The organism is Phyllobacterium brassicacearum, assembly GCF_003010955.1.
Taxonomy (GTDB): Bacteria; Pseudomonadota; Alphaproteobacteria; order Rhizobiales; family Rhizobiaceae; genus Phyllobacterium; species Phyllobacterium brassicacearum.
Genome location: NZ_PGGO01000002.1, coordinates 319,534 through 337,387, shown reverse-complemented (window position 1 = coordinate 337,387; position 17,854 = coordinate 319,534). Strand labels below are relative to the sequence as shown.

General features: G+C 57.0%; 17 protein-coding genes. 16 read left to right on the top strand and 1 reads right to left on the bottom strand.

Going from position 1 to position 17,854, the window contains the following annotated elements; all coding sequences use genetic code 11:
- Positions 1-3 precede the first annotated feature (3 nt).
- The 9 genes from CU102_RS04530 to dhaK all read left to right on the top strand — a co-directional run bounded on the left by CU102_RS04530 (position 4) and on the right by dhaK (position 8,363).
- Positions 4-1,101, top strand: a complete 1,098-nt coding sequence (locus CU102_RS04530) for an ABC transporter ATP-binding protein (protein WP_106709802.1) — start codon at positions 4-6, stop codon at positions 1,099-1,101.
- Entirely contained in the window at positions 1,094-2,101 is a 1,008-nt protein-coding gene (locus CU102_RS04525) for an ABC transporter ATP-binding protein (protein ID WP_106709800.1), read from the top strand. Before CU102_RS04530 ends, CU102_RS04525 begins: the two co-directional genes overlap by 8 nt.
- A 67-nt stretch (positions 2,102-2,168) precedes the next feature.
- Entirely contained in the window at positions 2,169-3,848 is a 1,680-nt protein-coding gene (locus tag CU102_RS04520) for a dihydroxyacetone kinase subunit DhaK (RefSeq protein WP_106709962.1), read from the top strand.
- Positions 3,838-4,452, top strand: coding sequence for a dihydroxyacetone kinase subunit DhaL (gene dhaL / locus CU102_RS04515; RefSeq protein ID WP_425351519.1), 615 nt, complete (start codon positions 3,838-3,840; stop codon positions 4,450-4,452). The genes CU102_RS04520 and dhaL overlap by 11 nt, the downstream gene beginning before the upstream one ends.
- Positions 4,449-4,850, top strand: coding sequence for a dihydroxyacetone kinase phosphoryl donor subunit DhaM (gene dhaM / locus CU102_RS04510; protein WP_106709797.1), 402 nt, complete (start codon positions 4,449-4,451; stop codon positions 4,848-4,850). Before dhaL ends, dhaM begins: the two co-directional genes overlap by 4 nt.
- Entirely contained in the window at positions 4,847-5,191 is a 345-nt protein-coding gene (locus CU102_RS04505; RefSeq protein WP_106709796.1) for an HPr family phosphocarrier protein, read from the top strand. Before dhaM ends, CU102_RS04505 begins: the two co-directional genes overlap by 4 nt.
- Positions 5,175-6,782 (top strand): putative PEP-binding protein, encoded by a 1,608-nt coding sequence (locus tag CU102_RS04500; RefSeq protein ID WP_106709795.1) that lies wholly within the window; start codon positions 5,175-5,177, stop codon positions 6,780-6,782. The genes CU102_RS04505 and CU102_RS04500 overlap by 17 nt, the downstream gene beginning before the upstream one ends.
- Position 6,783: 1 nt before the next feature.
- Positions 6,784-7,194: a hypothetical protein gene (locus CU102_RS04495; protein WP_106709793.1), complete on the top strand. Its 411-nt coding sequence runs from the start codon at positions 6,784-6,786 to the stop codon at positions 7,192-7,194.
- 152 nt (positions 7,195-7,346) lie between these two features.
- A complete protein-coding gene (dhaK, locus tag CU102_RS04490) occupies positions 7,347-8,363 on the top strand; it encodes a dihydroxyacetone kinase subunit DhaK (RefSeq protein ID WP_106709791.1) in 1,017 nt (338 codons plus the stop codon).
- A gap of 356 nt (positions 8,364-8,719) precedes the next feature.
- Here dhaK and CU102_RS04485 read toward each other — a convergent pair whose 3' ends face one another.
- The gene (locus CU102_RS04485) at positions 8,720-9,166 is read right to left on the bottom strand and encodes a gamma-glutamylcyclotransferase family protein (RefSeq protein ID WP_245425178.1); all 447 of its coding nucleotides are present in this window, start codon (positions 9,164-9,166) and stop codon (positions 8,720-8,722) included.
- 431 nt (positions 9,167-9,597) lie between these two features.
- On the opposite strand from CU102_RS04485, the gene CU102_RS04480 reads away from it, so the two are divergent.
- The 7 genes from CU102_RS04480 (at position 9,598) to CU102_RS04450 (ending at position 17,837) form a co-directional block, all read left to right on the top strand.
- On the top strand, positions 9,598-10,626 hold the full coding sequence (locus CU102_RS04480) for a substrate-binding domain-containing protein (RefSeq protein WP_106709789.1): 1,029 nt from the start codon (positions 9,598-9,600) through the stop codon (positions 10,624-10,626).
- Between the two features lie 76 nt (positions 10,627-10,702).
- Entirely contained in the window at positions 10,703-12,247 is a 1,545-nt protein-coding gene (locus CU102_RS04475) for a sugar ABC transporter ATP-binding protein (RefSeq protein ID WP_106709787.1), read from the top strand.
- Between the two features lie 22 nt (positions 12,248-12,269).
- Entirely contained in the window at positions 12,270-13,259 is a 990-nt protein-coding gene (locus CU102_RS04470; RefSeq protein ID WP_106709960.1) for an ABC transporter permease, read from the top strand.
- A gap of 1 nt (position 13,260) precedes the next feature.
- Positions 13,261-14,271: a sugar-binding transcriptional regulator gene (locus CU102_RS04465; RefSeq protein ID WP_106709785.1), complete on the top strand. Its 1,011-nt coding sequence runs from the start codon at positions 13,261-13,263 to the stop codon at positions 14,269-14,271.
- Positions 14,268-15,263: an aldo/keto reductase gene (locus CU102_RS04460; RefSeq protein ID WP_106709959.1), complete on the top strand. Its 996-nt coding sequence runs from the start codon at positions 14,268-14,270 to the stop codon at positions 15,261-15,263. The genes CU102_RS04465 and CU102_RS04460 overlap by 4 nt, the downstream gene beginning before the upstream one ends.
- A gap of 11 nt (positions 15,264-15,274) precedes the next feature.
- The gene (locus tag CU102_RS04455) at positions 15,275-17,053 is read left to right on the top strand and encodes a glycerol-3-phosphate dehydrogenase/oxidase (protein WP_106709783.1); all 1,779 of its coding nucleotides are present in this window, start codon (positions 15,275-15,277) and stop codon (positions 17,051-17,053) included.
- The gene (locus CU102_RS04450) at positions 16,995-17,837 is read left to right on the top strand and encodes a class I fructose-bisphosphate aldolase (protein WP_106709781.1); all 843 of its coding nucleotides are present in this window, start codon (positions 16,995-16,997) and stop codon (positions 17,835-17,837) included. The genes CU102_RS04455 and CU102_RS04450 overlap by 59 nt, the downstream gene beginning before the upstream one ends.
- The last annotated feature ends 17 nt before the right edge of the window (positions 17,838-17,854 follow it).

Sequence of the window (17,854 nt, the reverse complement as noted above, 5' to 3'; positions counted from 1 at the left end):
ACGATGGCAGAGATCAGAATAGAAAATCTGCGCAAGGAATTCGGTGCTTTCAGCGCGGTCGAGGATTCGAGCTTCGTTGTCCGCGATGGGGAGTTTTTGGCGCTGCTTGGTCCGTCTGGTTGCGGCAAGACAACGACCCTGCGGATGATTGCGGGTCTTGAGCTGCCGACTAGCGGCAAGATCTTCCTTGGCGGTGAAGATGTCACGTTCAATCGAGCCAGGGAGCGGGATATTGCTTTTGTCTTCCAGCTCTTTGCGCTTTATCCGCACATGAATGTACGCAAGAACATCGGGTTTCCGCTCCTCGCGCAAGGTGTTGCCAAATCTGAAATCCGCTCTCGCGTCGAGGAGACCGCGCGGCTGTTGCAGATCGATCATATTCTTGACAGGTCTGTATCTGGTCTGGCTGGCGGAGATCGCCAGCGCGTGGCGCTCGGAAGGGCGATCGTCCGCCGGCCCAAATGCTTTCTGATGGATGAACCTCTTGGCACGCTGGATGCCGAGTTTCGCGATCTGATGGTTCGAGAACTGCGGGAGCTGCATAACAGGATCCGCGCCACCACAGTCTACGTCACCCACGACCAGCTGGAGGCGATGGCAATGGCAGACAAGATCGCTGTGATGAACCACGGTATCATAGAGCAATTCGGCACGCCTCAGGAAATCTATAATCGTCCGGCGACCATGTATGTCGCTGATTTTATCGGGTCGCCGCCGATGAATTTTCTGCGATTTACTTCTGGTTTGCAGAAGGGCCGGCGTTCTGTTTCCGTCGACGGGGTGGATATTTCCGTCCCGGAAATCCAGCAGGACTTGGAGGAGGGCGAACTCGCTCTTGGAGTACGTCCCGAGGATATCCGCTTCAGTGACGCCTCTTCCTTGCGCGGTGCCGTCTACGGCAGCGAATATCACGGGACAAACCAGATCGTCGCTGTCGAGATGGCAAAAGGACTGGTCAAGGCGCGGGTTCCTGCCGACCACAGCTTCCGCATTGGCGAAACCGTTGGGCTTGAACTCAATTACGACAAGCTGGCACTTTTCGACTGCAAGTCGGGCAGGGTCGTTGTGTCATCCCGCTACGCGGAGCACCATTATGGCTGAGGTTGTCCTGAAAGGCATCAACAAGAGTTTCGGCGAAACCCGTGCCGTTCACGATCTGGAATTGGTCATCGCCGATGGGGAGTGCGTCGTCCTGCTCGGTCCCACAGGTGCCGGCAAGACAACCACGTTGCGGTTGATTGCCGGGCTGGAACGGCCAGATAGTGGGCGCATCATTATTGGCGGATATGACGTGGCCACTGAGGCGCCGGCCGGACGTGACGTTGCCTTTGTTTTCCAGCAATATTCCCTCTATCCGCATTTGTCCGTGTATGAAAACCTGGCTTTTCCGCTGCGGTCGCCGGCACGTCGTCTCGGCAAGGATGAGATCGACAGGCGCGTCCGGGAAGTGGCGCGTATGGTGCGCATCGAGCACAAGCTTGAAAATCGTTCGACCCGCCTTTCGGGAGGCGAGATGCAGCGCGTTGCCATCGGCAGGGCGTTGGTGCGGCGGCCTGCGATCTTTCTCATGGATGAGCCACTCTCGTCGCTGGACGCCAAGCTGCGCGCCGATTTGCGGCTGGAACTGAAGCGCATTCAAAAGGAACTCGGATCAACGCTCCTCTACGTGACGCACGACCAGATTGAAGCCATGACAATGGCCGATCGCATCGGGATTCTGGCTGATGGACGATTGATACAGATCGGAACGCCGCGCGATATCTATACGAATCCGGCCAATGTTCATGTCGCGGCGCGCCTTGGACAACCGCACATCAACCTGTTCCCGGCCAGCCTCTTGCCCGACAGCAGGACGCCAGCTGGTACCCGAACCGTTGGAGCGCGGACCGAACATCTGGAAATATCCATAGGCGGAGATGCAAACGCGCAAGTCGATTGGGTCGAACATTTAGGAGACCAGAATCATCTTCACATTCGGGTTGGCGATTGCAAACTCATCACCTTGGCCAATCCCTACCTTCCGGTAAAGCCGGGAGACAAGATTGGCCTGGCACTCAGAAATCCTCTTTACTTTGGTGCTGATGGAAACCGGGTGTACTGACTGGATTCAAGATCGATCGCATTTGTTCAACCATATGCAAAACAAGGCAAAAGATTGGAAGATGCCGATGAAACACTTCTTCAACCGCAGGGAAAATATCGTTACCGAGGCACTTGATGGTCTGTTGCTGACAAGCCGTCCGGGAATGCTTGCCCGGCTCGACAGCTATCCGCAAATCAAGGTCATCCTGCGCGCGGATTGGGATAAATCCAGGGTCGCAATTATATCGGGCGGCGGAGCTGGCCACGAGCCTTCCCATGCCGGCTTTGTCGGAAGAGGCATGCTCACGGCCGCCGTTTCGGGCGAAATTTTTGCCTCGCCCAGTGTTGATGCGGTTCTTACGGCGATCCGCGCTGTGACAGGTCCAATGGGTTGCCTGCTGATCGTCAAGAACTATACCGGGGATCGGTTGAATTTCGGGTTAGCCGCCGAACGCGCCCGCGCCGAAGGCTTCAAGGTGGAGATGGTCATCGTCGCGGATGACATCGCCCTTCCTGACCTGGCCCAGCCGCGGGGCGTTTCGGGAACACTGTTCGTCCACAAGATCGCCGGCTTCCTTGCGGAACGCGGCGATAGCCTTGGGGAGGTGTCGGCATTCGCGCTGTCGGCTGCGGCAGACATCGTCTCGCTGGGTGTTTCGCTGTCCACCTGCTCGATCCCGGGACAAGCGCAGGAGCAGCGTCTCGGTGACGATGAGGGAGAACTCGGCCTTGGTATACATGGCGAGCCGGGCGTAGAACGTATCGCGGTCCAGGATTCCGGGAAGATTGTCGGGATCATGGCTGAACGGCTTGCGGCCTCGCTACCAGATACAGGCGAATATGCACTGTTAATTAACAATCTGGGAGCTGTACCTCCGCTGGAAATGAGCCTCATTGCCCGTGATGTTCTCGCGTCTTCGCTCGCAGATCGGGTGAAACTGGTCATCGGCCCTTCGCCGATGATGACTGCGCTGAACATGAATGGCTTCTCACTGTCGCTTATTCGACTCGATATGGAACGTGAGGCAGCACTTACCTCCGCCGTCGAACCCCACGCCTGGGTTTCCCCGGCGATGCGCCATGACATAGACATCCGGCCGGTACCAATGGTGCCGGCCGGAGAGATCGTAGCCCCGGCCAGTCAGAATCCGCTCACCGAAAAGTTGGTGGTCGCCATTTGCGAGCATTTGATTTCGCTGGAACCAGAACTCAATCGTTTGGATGCGCGGGCTGGTGATGGCGATACAGGATCGACCGTTGCTGCCGGGGCACGTGGTATTCTTGCGCACATCAAATCATTGCCCCTCGCCGACACACCAGGGACGCTTGCGGCGATAGGCAGAATTCTTGCAACCAGTATGGGTGGCTCAAGCGGTGTTCTGCTCTCCATATTCTTCACGGCCGCAGCAAAATCCATGGCCGGGACCGAAAACCTGACAAGCGCGCTGCTTGCAGGTCTCGAGCGCATGACGTTTTACGGCGGGGCAAGACTGGGCGACAGAACCATGGTGGACGCCCTTGATCCAGCATTGCGATCGCTGGCATCTAGGGAACTTTCGGAAGCAGCCCGCGCTGCAAGAACTGGTGCCGAAGCCACCAGCGCAATGACCAAAGCAAGGGCGGGTCGCTCTTCTTATGTCGGTGAAAGGGACCTCGCTGGGGTCCCTGACCCGGGAGCCGTGGCGGTATCGGCAGCTTTCGAGATTGCGGCAAATGTGATTTCAAACAAGGTTGCACGTGGGGAGGCCACATTTGTTGCAGATTAATCGGGCGCTCATCCTGGGATTGATCGAGACATGCTGCGAGGTTATCACGTCTCATGCCGATGATCTTTGTGAGCTGGATCGTGCAATCGGCGACGGCGATCACGGAACCAATATGCGGCGCGGTTGCGAGGCCATCTATCTTGATAGGGAAAGACTGGGCTCGCTGCCTCTGCCGCAGGCGCTCGAGACAATTGGTACCATGCTCGTCATGAGCGTTGGCGGTGCATCCGGGCCGCTTTATGGCACCCTGCTGATCGAGATCGGGCGTCGGCTTGGCGCCCGGCAAAACGGCGCCGATTTTGCCAACATTCTTGGAGAGGCAATCGATGCGGTGGCGAGGCGAGGGCGCGCTCAAGCTGGCGACAAAACACTGCTCGACGTGCTTTACCCTGTCCACACCGAAATGATAAGGCAGTCCGCTCTCGTCCGTATCGCCGAAAGGGCGGAGAAGTCCGCGCAACTCACCGCCGGCATGAAGGCGATGCGCGGGCGTGCATCTTTTCTGGGAGATCGTTCCATTGGCCATATCGATCCGGGGGCATCGAGCTGTGCCCTCCTGACAATGGCCATTTGCCGCTACCTGAAGGAGTACCGTCCGGCATGAAAGGCAACATTGCAAATGTGGGAATTGTGATTGTCTCGCATTCACCGCTCGTCGCGAAAGGCACTGCCGACATGGTGCGCCAGATGGTCGGTGACAGCGTGCCGCTTTCATGGTGCGGAGGCAATGCTGAAGGCGGTCTCGGCACCAATGCTGCGGGCATTCTTGAGGCGATCGAGGCCGCGTGGTCCGATCATGGTGTTGCAGTGTTTGTAGACTTGGGCGGCGCTGAGACAAACAGCGAAATGGCAATCGAAATGCTGGGCGAACCGCGCTCGAGTCTAGTCGCCATTTGCAATGCGCCACTCGTCGAGGGAGCGGTTATTGCTGCTGCCGAAGCGTCCGGGGGGGCTCCGCTTGCGAAGGTGGTTGCTACGGCAGAGGAACTCTCGCCCTTATGAGCAACGAGCATGACGCGAGGCTGCAGGAGAAGGATCACGTGACCGCGCAGTGGCAGACAGAAATCGAAGTCGTCCACGGGATTGGGCTCCATGCCCGACCGTCCGTGATTTTCACACGACTTGCCAAATCCTTTCCCTGCACGATTGAAATCGAGGTGAACGGAAGCAGCATCTGGTTGAATGGCAAAAGCATCGTAAAGGTCATGGGCGCCAAAATCCGGAAAGGTTCCGTCCTGAAAATTCGCGCTGACGGTATCCGTGCAGCGGAAGCCATTGCGGCATTGAAAGAACTGGTCGAGCACAATTTCGACGAGGACAAACTCCATGGCCGCAATGTTTAGACTGCAGGGCAAGGGCGCTTCTCCGGGCACCGCTTTTGGACAAATTTACCTTGCTGTTGACGTCGAAGAAACATTCTTGTCTCCAACAGACCCTTCAGCTGAACATGCCATCCTCTCGGACGCTGTCCAGGGTTCCATCGCTGCACTCCGTGAACTTGCTGCACGATCTTCTACTGAGAGTGCTTCGATTCTCGAGTTCCAGATCGAAATGCTCCTTGATCCCGAGATAACCGAAATGGCTGCCAGGCGTATTGGTACGGGAGATGGTGCAGCCCTTGCATGGGTGACGGCGCTCGACAATTACATCGCCGGCTTCGAACAATCGGACAATGAGGCTGTGCGGGCACGGGCAGCAGACCTCTTTGACATCAAGAGCCGTGTCCTCGCTGCTATGACAGGAAAACCGGTTGCCGATTTCCCCGTCGGGTTTGTTTTCGTGGGCAAAGACATCTCGCCCAGCGTGTTCCTCGCTCACGACTGGTCGTCCGGCGGTGGAATCGTACTGTTTCAGGGGAGTGCCGCAAGCCACGTTTCCATGCTTGCCCGCGCGAAGTCGGTTCCCATGGTAATTGAGACCGGCACCTTCAATATCGCCGGGGAGGAGAAGCTATTGCTCGATGGGGGCACGGGCAGCGTCGTCTTACATCCTTCCGATGAAGAGCTCCGGCAGGCGCTATCAACGCGGTTGTCCATGCGCCCGATTGCGAACGAGGCTGAAGCACCTTGCTCGACCAAATTGCGAACTGCCGATGGTGCCGAGATCAGTCTCTCGATTAACGTCAATGATCTTTCGGATATTATCGGTATTGATCATGCGGGAATTGAGGGTATCGGATTGCTCCGCACCGAGTTCTTGATGTCGTCGGCCGCCGATATCGCTAACGAAGACAGGCAATACGGCATCTATCGCCAAGTACTGGAGTGGGCTGGTCAAAAACCGGTAACTATTCGCATGCTCGATCTAGGTGGTGACAAGCCAGTTCCCGACCGTGACGGGACATCGTTTCTCGGCTTGCGTGGTATACGCCTGTTGCTTGCCCGGCCCGAGTTTCTCCGCATCCAGGCGCGTGCGCTTCTGCGCTCCGCGGTCCACGGTAACCTGAAGGTAATGCTGCCGATGGTGACATTACCTTCAGAACTCGAGAAAACGGTGACGATCTTCAGGGAAGAACTCACCCTTCTCCAACGACGCCGGATTAGCCACCGTATGCCGCCGATAGGGATCATGGTCGAGGTACCAGCGACGGCCATCATGCTTGATACATTCGGTGCTGCGGAGTTCTTCTCCTTCGGAACCAATGATCTTGTGCAGTATCTGACCGCTGCTGCGCGCGACAATGCGGCTGTCGCTGACATTTATACCCATGCTGCTCCTGCAATCTTCAGACTGCTCGAACACACCGTGCATATCGCGGCAACCTTAGGCGCGCCGGTCAGCGTCTGCGGTGATATGGCGGGCGAACCGGAGTACATTCCCGCCTTATTGCGCTGCGGATTGCGGCATTTCTCGCTTGCACCGGCGCAACTAGCAGTAATCAGATCGCAAATTACGCAACTCAACGCGGATGGAACCATGGCAGTGGAGAAATAGGGTGGCACGGGAACCGGTGGAAGACGCCATCATGGACTACAAGACCATCCTGGCGCAGATTATTGACAACCGTCCTTCCGGGACACGTCAGCGCTTGGCTGCGGCGCTTGGCAAGCACCGCAGTTTCGTTACCCAGATTACAAGTCCGGCCTACTCCACGCCGCTACCGGCGCGGCATCTCGCGACGATCTTCAGGGTTTGCCACTTTAGTCCGGTTGAACAGGACCGGTTTGTCGAGGCCTATCATGCTGCGCATCCGGGAAAACTACCCGAATTTGGCAGTTCCGAAGGATTGCGCTCACTGTCGCTGATGGTTCCCGATCTCGGGGATGACAAGAAGAATCGTCTACTGGACGAGGCGATTACTGATTTTGTCCAGAAAATTGCTACGCTGTTGGGAAATACGGATTAGCCGCATGATCCTCGGGATGGCTTGGTGGTAAGATTGCGTTTCAGACTGAGGGGTAGGGAACTCGACCAGATGGAAAGGCATTCATCTTTCCTCGTCTTGCGCCGCAGCAACATGTTGCGTTGGGATACGTTTGCTGTCGCGGGAGGGCCACGATGAAAAAATTCATGAACGAGGCCGCCGCAATGGTTGCCGAAAGTCTCGAAGGCTTCGTCTCGGCCCATGGCGGTTTGATCATGTTCGGCGCGGAGCGGAAATTTGTCCGGCGTCGCCATCTTACTCCCGGAAAGGTCGCGATCATATCGGGCGGAGGCGCTGGGCACGAACCGTTACATGTCGGGTTCGTAGGACACGGCATGCTTGATGCTGCCTGCACCGGTCACATCTTTACCTCTCCAACCCCTGATCAGATCATTGCGGCCATAGAAGAAACTGACACCGGGGCAGGGTGTCTGTTGATCGTCAAGAACTATGCCGGTGATGTAATGAATTTCGAGATGGCCGCTGAAGCGGTACTGGGCCGCCACCGGATCGAGACGGTCATAGTGAGCGACGATGTTGCTGCGCAGGGTGCGGCGCGAAGCTCCGGGCGTAGAGGTGTCGCCGGAACGCTCATCGTCGAGAAGATTCTTGGAGCAGCTGCCGAAGCCGGAGTGAACCTGGCTGGACTGAAGGCTCTGGGTGGGCGAATGGAGACGCAGATACACACAATGGGCGTGGCGCTTAGTGGTGTTACCGTTCCGGACACCGGGCGTGCCACCTTTACACTTGAGCCGGATGAGATGGAGGTGGGGGTCGGGATTCATGGTGAACCGGGGCTTTACCGCCAGAAAATCGCCGACGCGGATACAATAGCCAGATTGATCTGCAGTACCATCCTTGCAGACACCGGGCTGCAGAATGGCGACCGTGCATTGCTTCTAGTGAACGGCTTTGGCGGAACGCCGACTCCAGAACTTTACCTGATGTACAATGTTGCTCGTCGCTTGTTCGAGGCCAGCGGCATCCGGATCCTGAGATCTCTGGTCGGAACCTATGTGACCTCGCTTGATATGGCCGGTCTCTCAGTCACCCTGTCGCTGCTTGATGAGGAGGCATTGCACCTTTGGGATGCACCCGTATTGACGGCTGCGCTCCAAAGGGGCCGCCATGACCCAACGGGTGGATGCTAGGACGTTCATTTGAGTTGAGATGAGCGGCGGATATGCGGAATACCTTCCCTACTGTCCTCGCCGAGCATCGCGGTGTCACGACTTGCCGCGAGAATGCCGATCGTGCATCTGCAGGTCTAAAAGACGCTGTTGATTTGCGTTAAACTTCGAGGAACGCCGACTAATCTGGACTCGTTGCGCCCGAGCATCATTCAATGCCGCTTAACACCTTCAGAAATGAGGACTATTCCGTCGCCAGTAAGGACCATGCTCTTGTCTACCCGTTGTCGGTGGACAAGAGGCCGCCGGAAACCACCTTCGTCAACATCTTCGGCACGCAGTCCAATAAGAAACATGTCAATGACTTACCGCTCCGCTCATGCTTTGACATAGACCCACGCGTGGATGCCCGACCTAAGCGTCACGTTGATCCGCTTGTAGTCGGACACCTCGTACGCGTCAGCCGCGGCCAGCTCCTGCGGAGTTATCCTGAAGACTTTGCCCGTGACTTCGTCCCCCGGATTGTCAGATGGGATTACGATGGGATGATAGCGCTCGCCGCTTTTTTCAAGGACATCAGGGTCCGTGATTTCGACTAACTCCTTTCGAAACCCCGGCATGCTGTCGTCAGAGCCGTGTAGCAACCGTCCGAAGGAAGCCATCTGTACGGCAGCAAACTGCAGCGTCCCATAGGAAAAAAGATGAATGGTTTCCTGATCAAACATCTTGCCTCGTCTTGCTCGGTTCTTTTCGCCGGGTTTTTGCAGCAACGGTGTGTTGAACACAAGCAGGATCGACCAATTTAACAGCTGCAATCCTGCCACGACACGGTTCGCCTCCCATTAGGGCCGCGTCAGTTGATCCAATCTGGACAGCTCCTATGGGGAATCGTCGCTCAGAGGCGCAGAAGACCGGCTAATGGCTCTTAACATGTTATTGGCATTGCTGAGAGGTTTCCGGCTCGCGCCTGATGCCATCCTGACCGCTTGTTCGTTTTCTGCTTGTGGCATGCCGGGCCAACCGTTTGGCAATTCGACTTTGGTTCTGTGCGACCGGTCCTGGCGCGGTAGCTACGCGTCGTTTACAGTGATATGAATTAAAATTCATGATATGAATTATATTGACACGCTTCAATTTTTAGGCTTGTTTAAATTCGACAGCATTCAAGGAGGATTGCTGGTCTTCACAACGAATAGTGGCCGCCTTCGAGGCGCCACGAAACCAATGGGAGGGGCTTCGGCCTCGAGGAGGACACTTGCGCACTTTTTTAAGCACGACCGCAATGGCGGTCCTGGCAACGACGCTTTTTGCAGCTTCTGCCAAAGCGGAAGAGGAGTCACCGTTTCGCTGCGAACCGGGTGAGAAATACGTCATGAACGTCATGGTTTCGGGCGTCGAGTATTGGTTCCCCGTCTATGAAATGTTCAAGCAGGCAGGCAAACAGCTCGGCTGCGAAACGGCCTATACCGGCACACCAGAATATGACGTCAACAAGCAGATCGCCAGCTTCGACCAGGCTCTCGCCCAGAAACCTGCGGGCATACTCGTTCACCCGATGAACTCGGATCCATTCATCGAGCCGATCAACCGGGCAATCGATCAGGGTACGGCAGTCGTGACATTCGCGGCGGATTCTCCGCTTTCCAAGCGAATTTCGTTTATCACCTCCGACAATATACGCGAAGGCACCTATGCTGCTGACGCCATAGCGACGAAGCTTGGCGGAAAGGGTGAATACGCCGTCCTGGAAAATCCCGGGCAGGACAATCACGACAAGCGCGTCACCGCATTCATCGACCGAATGAAGGAAAAGTGGCCGGACATGAAACTTGTTGGCCGAGCGGCTTCAAATCAGGACCCTACCAAAGCCTATCAGGGCCTGATGAGCATCATCCAGGCCAATCCCAACCTTTCGGCCGTCTTCATGCCAGAGGCGAATTCGGCAATCGGCGCTGCCCAGGCCAACAAGGAAAGCGGCGGGAAAATTCTTGTCATGTGTGCGGATGTCAACGCAAACATCCTCGACATGATTAAAGCTGGTGAGGTCTTCGGCTCGATCAACCCCAATCAGGGCATGCAGGGTTATATGGGCTTCATGCTGCTTTGGCTGGCCAAGCATCCGGAACTGATCGATCCCATGAATGACGCCAAGCGTGCCGGGTTCAATCCCATGAGCATCCCTTTCGTTGACAATGGCCTTTCCATCGTCACCGCTGAGAATGCGGATGATTTCTTCTGGGACAAGTACCTCCAACGCCGCGGTACCAAGGGTATCGAGGAGTAGGTCTGGCAGTAAACGGCTATCCGGGTACAAAAAGTCCGGATAGCCGGTGCGAGGCAACGAGGAGGAATGCACGATCATGCGGGAACCGGTTCTTAGTATACGCAACGTCACAAAGCATTTCGGAGCGGTGAAGGCACTGACGAATGTCAATTTCGCCCTTGAACGGGGCGAGGTTCATGCGCTTTGCGGCGAGAACGGAGCCGGCAAATCAACGCTCATGAACATCATCGCCGGCGTGCTGCAACCTGATGAGGGAGAGATTGTATTGGACGGCAAGACGGTGAGGATCGGATCGCCTGCTGCTGCACAGTCTCTGGGTCTCGGATTGGTTCATCAGGAGATCGCGCTTTGCCCTGATGCCAGCGTTGCGGAGAACATCTTCATGGCGTCCATCAGCCGCCAGCGCTCGCTGCTGATGAACTACCGCAAGCTGGAACGCGAGGCACAGGCGGTGATGAGCCGGCTTGCGCCGATCGACGTTCGCCGCAAGGTAGGTGAGCTGCCAATCTCCAGCCAGCAACTCGTGGAAATCGCCAAGGCCTTGACGCTCGACTGCCGTGTCCTGATTTTCGATGAGCCGACTGCAGCGCTGACGGAAGCCGAAGCCAGGATACTGTTCGAGATCATTCGCGACTTGAAGGCCAACGGTATCTCCATCGTCTATATCAGCCATCGGATGGCTGAAATCTTCGAGCTTTGCGACCGGGTAACCGTTTTGCGTGACGGCCGCTATGTGTCCACCGACCGTGTCGCGGACCTGACACCTGACGACGTGGTTCGCCGTATGGTCGGGCGCGAAATCACACAACTCTATCCGCCCAAGCAACCGGCCGGCGAGCGACCACAGGAAGTAGTCTTTTCGGTTCGCGGTCTCGGCGACAATGAGCGCTTTCGCGATGTCGATATCGATCTTACCAGGGGCGAAATCCTGGGCATTGGCGGCTTGATCGGCTCAGGCCGCACGGAAATTGCGGAAGGGATCTGCGGATTGCGAGCCACCACGAACGGTCAAATTCTGATTCATGGCAAGCAACAGGCAATTGGCACATATGCTGACGCGGTAAAGGCGGGCCTGGTCTACTTGTCGGAAGACCGGAAGGGTTCGGGCCTTTTCCTCGACCTGTCGATTGCCAAGAATATCTCCGTCCTCAACCTGGATGCGCTGACCGGGCATTTGGGGTTGATCGATACCGTGGGAGAAGGGGACCTCGCCCGCGATTTTGCGCAAAGGCTTAACATACGCATGGGGAGTATCGGCGCTCCAGTATCCTCGCTCAGCGGCGGTAATCAGCAGAAAGTGGCAATCGCCAAGCAGCTGGCGATACAGCCCAAAGTAATTTTGATGGACGAGCCGACACGTGGCATCGACGTTGGTGCCAAATCGGAAATCCACGCATTGCTACGCGAACTGGCCCAGTCCGGAATCGGTATCATCGTCATCTCTTCCGAACTCCCCGAACTACTGGGGCTATGCGATCGGGTGATCGTTATCCGGGAAGGTGAAGTTGCCGGTGAATTGGGTATGGACGACATGACGGAAGAAAGGGTTATCCGGCTCGCGTCGGGCGTCGGGAATTGTCAAATTGGAAGAACAAGGCTGACATCAGAACATGCCGCCTGAACCAAGTACGGGAGACGAACGAATGTTGGCTGACACGCTGGGGACAAAGGCCGTGCGACCTCGGTCCTGGAAGAGAATAGGCTCCATGCGCGAGGCTGGCCTGATCGCAATCATTCTGGCCCTTTGCGTCGCCATGAGCTTCGCCTCGCCGCATTTTCTGACGCTCGGCAATTTCCGCGCGATGCTAATGAGCTTCTCCGTGGAGGGTGTCGTGGTCGTCGGAATGACAATCCTGCTCATTGTCGGTGGTATTGACCTTTCGGTTGGGTCGGTCGTCTGCTTTGCAATGGTGCTTTCGGGATCGTTGTTTCTGGCGGGGCTTGATCCGTGGAGTGCCTCACTCACAGGTATCCTCGCAAGCGCGCTCATCGGATGTGTCATGGGATTCTTTGTGACTGTGGTGGGGCTCAACCATTTCATAACGTCGCTCGCCGGCATGGTTATCGTGCGCGGCCTGTGCCTCATCATCACCAAGGGGACGCCGCTTTCGCTATTCACGTTGCCACCGGCATTCAAGGCTGTCGGGCAGGGCAGTTTTCATGGCGTACCCTATGTCATTATCATCTTTGTCGCCGTAGTCGGGATATTCGATTTCCTGCTCAGACGTGCGACCGCCTTGCGCAAGGTTTTCTACACCGGAAGCAATGAGAAGGCAGCACTCTACTCCGGCATCAGGACAAACCATGTGAAATTCTGGGTGACCGTCCTCTGCTCGACGCTCGCGGGTGTCGCAGGCGTTATCTACATGTCCCGCTTTGGTGCGGCGACACCGACGTTCGGTGTGGGCATGGAACTCAATATCATTGCGGCAGCGGTCATCGGCGGTGCCTCGCTCAACGGCGGGTCCGGAACGATCCTTGGCGCAATCCTTGGGATGGCATTGCTCTCCGTTGTGACGAGTTCGCTGGTCCTCCTCAACGTCTCGGTTTACTGGCAGGACATGATCAAGGGCTGTATCCTGCTCGCGGCGGTCTCCGTCGATCACTTTCTCAACAAGCGGAAACCTTCCTGACATGGCACTCCCAAGACGCACAACTAATCTGTCACCCGTTCCACGTGAGGAGATCGTGATCGCGCGGCAGATGCATCAGGCATTGGTCCTGCATTTTCTCGAAGGCCTCACCCAGGCGCAGATCGCCGATCAGCTTGGCGTCTCACAGCCGACCGTGAATCGCCTCATCAAGCGCGGGCGCCAGCTTGGCCTCGTGGAGATCAAGATCAAGTCGCCGATCGAGCCACTGATCGATCTGGAAGAGCGACTGCTGGCCTTGGGGGGAATCAACCGCGCTATTGTCGTGCCAACGGTTTCGGATAACCCCCAAACGGCACTACAGGCTGTGGGCGAAGCCGCCGCGCGCCTGCTAGTTGAAGAAATCGCCGACGGCGACACAATTTGCATCACCGGCGGCAAGGGCGTGAGTGCCGTTGTTGCCGGGTTGAAGGTACAGCGCGCGTTCGATGTGAGAGTTGTACCGGCCACGGGGTGCGTTCAGGGCAAGCATTATACCGACGTCAATCACGTCTCGACGTTGATGGCCGACAAGCTTGGCGGTCACGCGTATCAGATCCACGCGCCGCTCTTTGCCGACAGCGCTACGGAACGCTCGATGTTGATCAACATGCGCTCGGTAGCCGATGTTTTCACACGCGCGAGAGAGGCGAAAGTTGCCATTGTCGGTATCGGCTCAATACTGACCGACGACTCGAGCTATTATGATCTTCATCCATCGTCCAGCACTGACAGGGAGGCCATAGAGCAGTCAGGCGCGCGTTGCGAGCTTCTGGCTCATCTGCTCGATGAGCGCGGTCAGGTATGCAGATACAGCCTGAATGAATCACTTGTCTCGTTGACACTAGGGGAATTTGCCTCGATTCCCAGCAAGATCGGTGTTGCGAGCGGACCAAACAAGGCGCGGCCCATCCTCAGCGTCATGCGCGGCAATCATCTGGATACGCTGGTCACGGATGAAGCGACAGGACAGCGCGTTTTAGACATCGCGGCGGCCGAGGGAGCATGGGCATGAGCAATGAACAGTTGTTGCGCACTATAGGAAAATCGGGCGTGCAGGCCTCCGCAGTCGGGCTCGGGACTTGGGCGATCGGTGGCTGGATGTGGGGCGGTACGGACGAGCAAGAATCGATCGCCGCAATCCAGGCATCACTCGATGCGGGCGTCACCCTGATCGATACGGCCCCCGCTTATGGGCTGGGTCGATCCGAAGAGATCGTCGGCAAAGCCATTCGGGGTCAGCGCGACAAGGCGGTGATTGCCACCAAATGTGGCCTGGTCTGGCACACGAATAAAGGCAGGCATTTCTTCGATCAGGACGGAGTTCCGGTCCATCGCTATCTTGGACGGGATGCGATCTTTTACGAAGTTGAACAAAGCCTCACAAGGCTCGGCACGGACTACATCGACCTATACATCACACATTGGCAGGACTCGACGACGCCGATCGAGGAAACCGTACGGGCGCTGGAGGATTTGCGCAGTGCGGGAAAGATCCGGGCGATCGGCGCAAGCAATGTCAGTCTGCCCGAATTGAAGAATTACGTGGAAACCGGTTCGCTTGATGCCATCCAGGAGCGGTTCAGCATGATCGACCGGGAGATCGAGGAAGACTTGCTGCCACTCACCAGGCAGAAGGACATCTCGACGTTGAGCTACTCCTCGCTCGCGCTCGGCCTGCTTTCGGGAACAGTTGATCCTGGCCGACTGTTTTCCGGGGATGACCAGCGCAAAGACGATCCCCGTTTCTCGGTCTCCAACAGGTTGAAGGCGAGGGACTTTGCCGAATCCATCCGGTCCGTGGCCGACAAGCATGCGGCGAGTATAGCCCAGATGGTCATAGCCTGGACGCTGGCCCAGAGCGGTGTGACATTCGCGCTGTGTGGAGCACGCAATCCGGAGCAAGCGCAGGAGAATGCAAAAGCCGGGACAATCCGGCTCGACAAGGAAGACCTCTCGGCCATTGACGCGGCCATCGCAGTGAAACTTGCAGATATGGACAGGTAACGGGCTGCATCATGAAGCGTGAAGAAATATTCGACGGGCTTCGACGGAGCCCGAAAGTGGACGTGTGTGTCGTCGGCGGCGGTATCAACGGGATCAGCGTATTTCGTGAGCTGGCGTTGCAAGGCCTCAACATACTGCTTGTCGAAAAGCATGATTATTGTTCCGGCGCCAGTTCCGCCCTGTCGCGCATGGTGCATGGGGGCCTGCGCTATCTTGAAAATGGAGAATTCAACCTGGTGAAGGAGTCGCTGGTCGAACGCGATCGCCTGTTGCGGAACGCGCCTCATCTCATCGCGCCGCTACCGACGATGATTCCGGCATTCGATGTCTTCTCTGGTCTTACCAATGGGATTGTTCGTTTTCTTGGCCGCAGCCGCAAGCCCAGTCGTCGGGGTGCCATCACCATCAAGGCCGGACTTAGCATTTATGATTTCCTGACACGCACGCGAGGGCTCATGCCGCGCCATCGATTTCGCGGACGGCGAGGGACGCTTGCCAAATGGCCAGCGCTCAATTCCGCAATAAAAAGTTCAGCGACCTATCACGACGCTTGGGTAAGGCAACCTGAACGAATAGGTATCGAACTGCTTCAAGACGCTTTGTCCAACAACCAAGGCGCCCGTGCACTCAACTATGCGGAACTCCGGCGCGATGCGAGCGGCGCTTTCGCTGTGCAGGACCATATTGACGGCACCATAACGGTCGTCGACCCGGCCCTCATTATCAATGCAACAGGCGGCTGGATCGACATTGTAAACGGCGATCTGTTCCCGGTGAAAAGCCGGCCCGCACCATTGATAGGCGGGACCAAGGGGTCGCATTTGATTATCGACAATGCCGAACTTGTCGAAGCCCTCGACGGTCACATGATCTACTATGAAAACGAGGACGGGCGTGTCTGCATTCTGTTTCCTTATCTCGGCAAGGCACTCGTCGGTTCAACGGACATCCGCATCGATGATCCTGATGATGTCCGCTGCACGGCAGACGAGCGCGATTATATCCTGCAATCGCTTGCCTTCGTACTGCCTGGCATCCGGATCGAACCCGAGGAAATCGTGTTTCAGTTTTCAGGTGTGCGCCCCCTGCCTGCCAGTGATGACACAATCACGGGTCGCATCCCGCGCGACCATTTTTGCACTCTCATTGAATCGTCGGATGGCGCACCTCCTGTGCTGTGCATGATCGGCGGCAAATGGACGACATTTCGTTCCTTTGGAGAACTTGCGGCTGATCTGGTCCTGGATCGCCTGCATCTAACACGCCGCGTATCGACAGCGGACCGACCCATTGGCGGCGGCCGCCGATTCCCGGAGGATATCGATGCCTGGGTCATGCGAACGTCTTCCGCAACGGGCCTTGATGCGGCGCGCATAACGGAACTTTTCGAACGCTACGGCACGGACGCTGAGGCGATCGCCCGGTTTATCGCCGGCGGACCCGATGAGACGATGCCCCATATTGGCTATTCAAGCCGCGAGATTACATACCTTGCCCACCACGAAGCCGTCGAACATCTCGCGGATCTCCTGTTGAGACGCACAACGCTGGCAATCGGCGGACAATTGTCGCTCGCCATGCTCGACGCCGTGCTCGATCTCGTCGCCGCCGAAAAGCGATGGTCCGTTGCGCGGCGAAACCGGGAGCGGTCGCAATTCCTCAAACTTCTCGCTGAACGCCATGGCGTCAGCGATGGCATGTTAATCGCACGAAATGAGCAAGGAGTAAGATATGCGAAATCACCGCAAGGTCCGGATGAATCGCCTTTTCGGCAAGGGGCGCTGCCTTGACGTCGCCATCGATCACGGGGTGTGCAATGAGACGTCATTCCTGACAGGGCTTGAGAACATGGAAGCCGTGGTGCAGGCATTGGTGGCTGCAGCGCCCGATGCGATCCAGATGAACTACGGGCAGGCCGATCTCCTGCAGTACATGACGGGCAAGGAAAAGCCGGCGCTTGTCATGCGCATTGACATGGGTAACCCCTACAATCCGGTCCGCCATCGCAATATGTGGGCTGTCCTGCAAAATCAAAGCGAACCGCTGATTGGTGCCATTGAGATGGATGCAGCCTGTGTGGTGGTCAATCTGTTCATGCTGCCGGACGAGCCCGATCTTTTCCGCCAGTGCGTAGAGAACATTTCGCGCGTGCGCGCCGACTGCGAGAAATATGGCATGCCGCTGATGATCGAGCCGCTTGTCATGCAGCCCGTCACCGATCGTGGCGGTTATATGGTGGATGGCGATGCGGACAAGATCGTCACGCTGACCCGGCTTGCCCGTGAGATGGGCGCGGATATCATCAAGGCCGACCCGACGACCCATGCGGAGGATTTTCACCGGGTCGTCGAGGCAGCGCGTTGTCCCGTCCTTGTACGCGGTGGCGGCAAGGAGGATCTGCGCGCCGTCTTCGAAAAGTCAGCCGCCTTGATGCGACAGGGTGCCGTTGGCATGGTTTACGGACGCAACATCTACCAACACGCCAACCCGAGCGCCGTGGTTCGGGGGCTTATGGCAATCATCCATGATGGTGCCAGCGGCGAAGACGCCTACGCGCTCTACCAACAGGGCTGAGCATAGACGGGAACTGG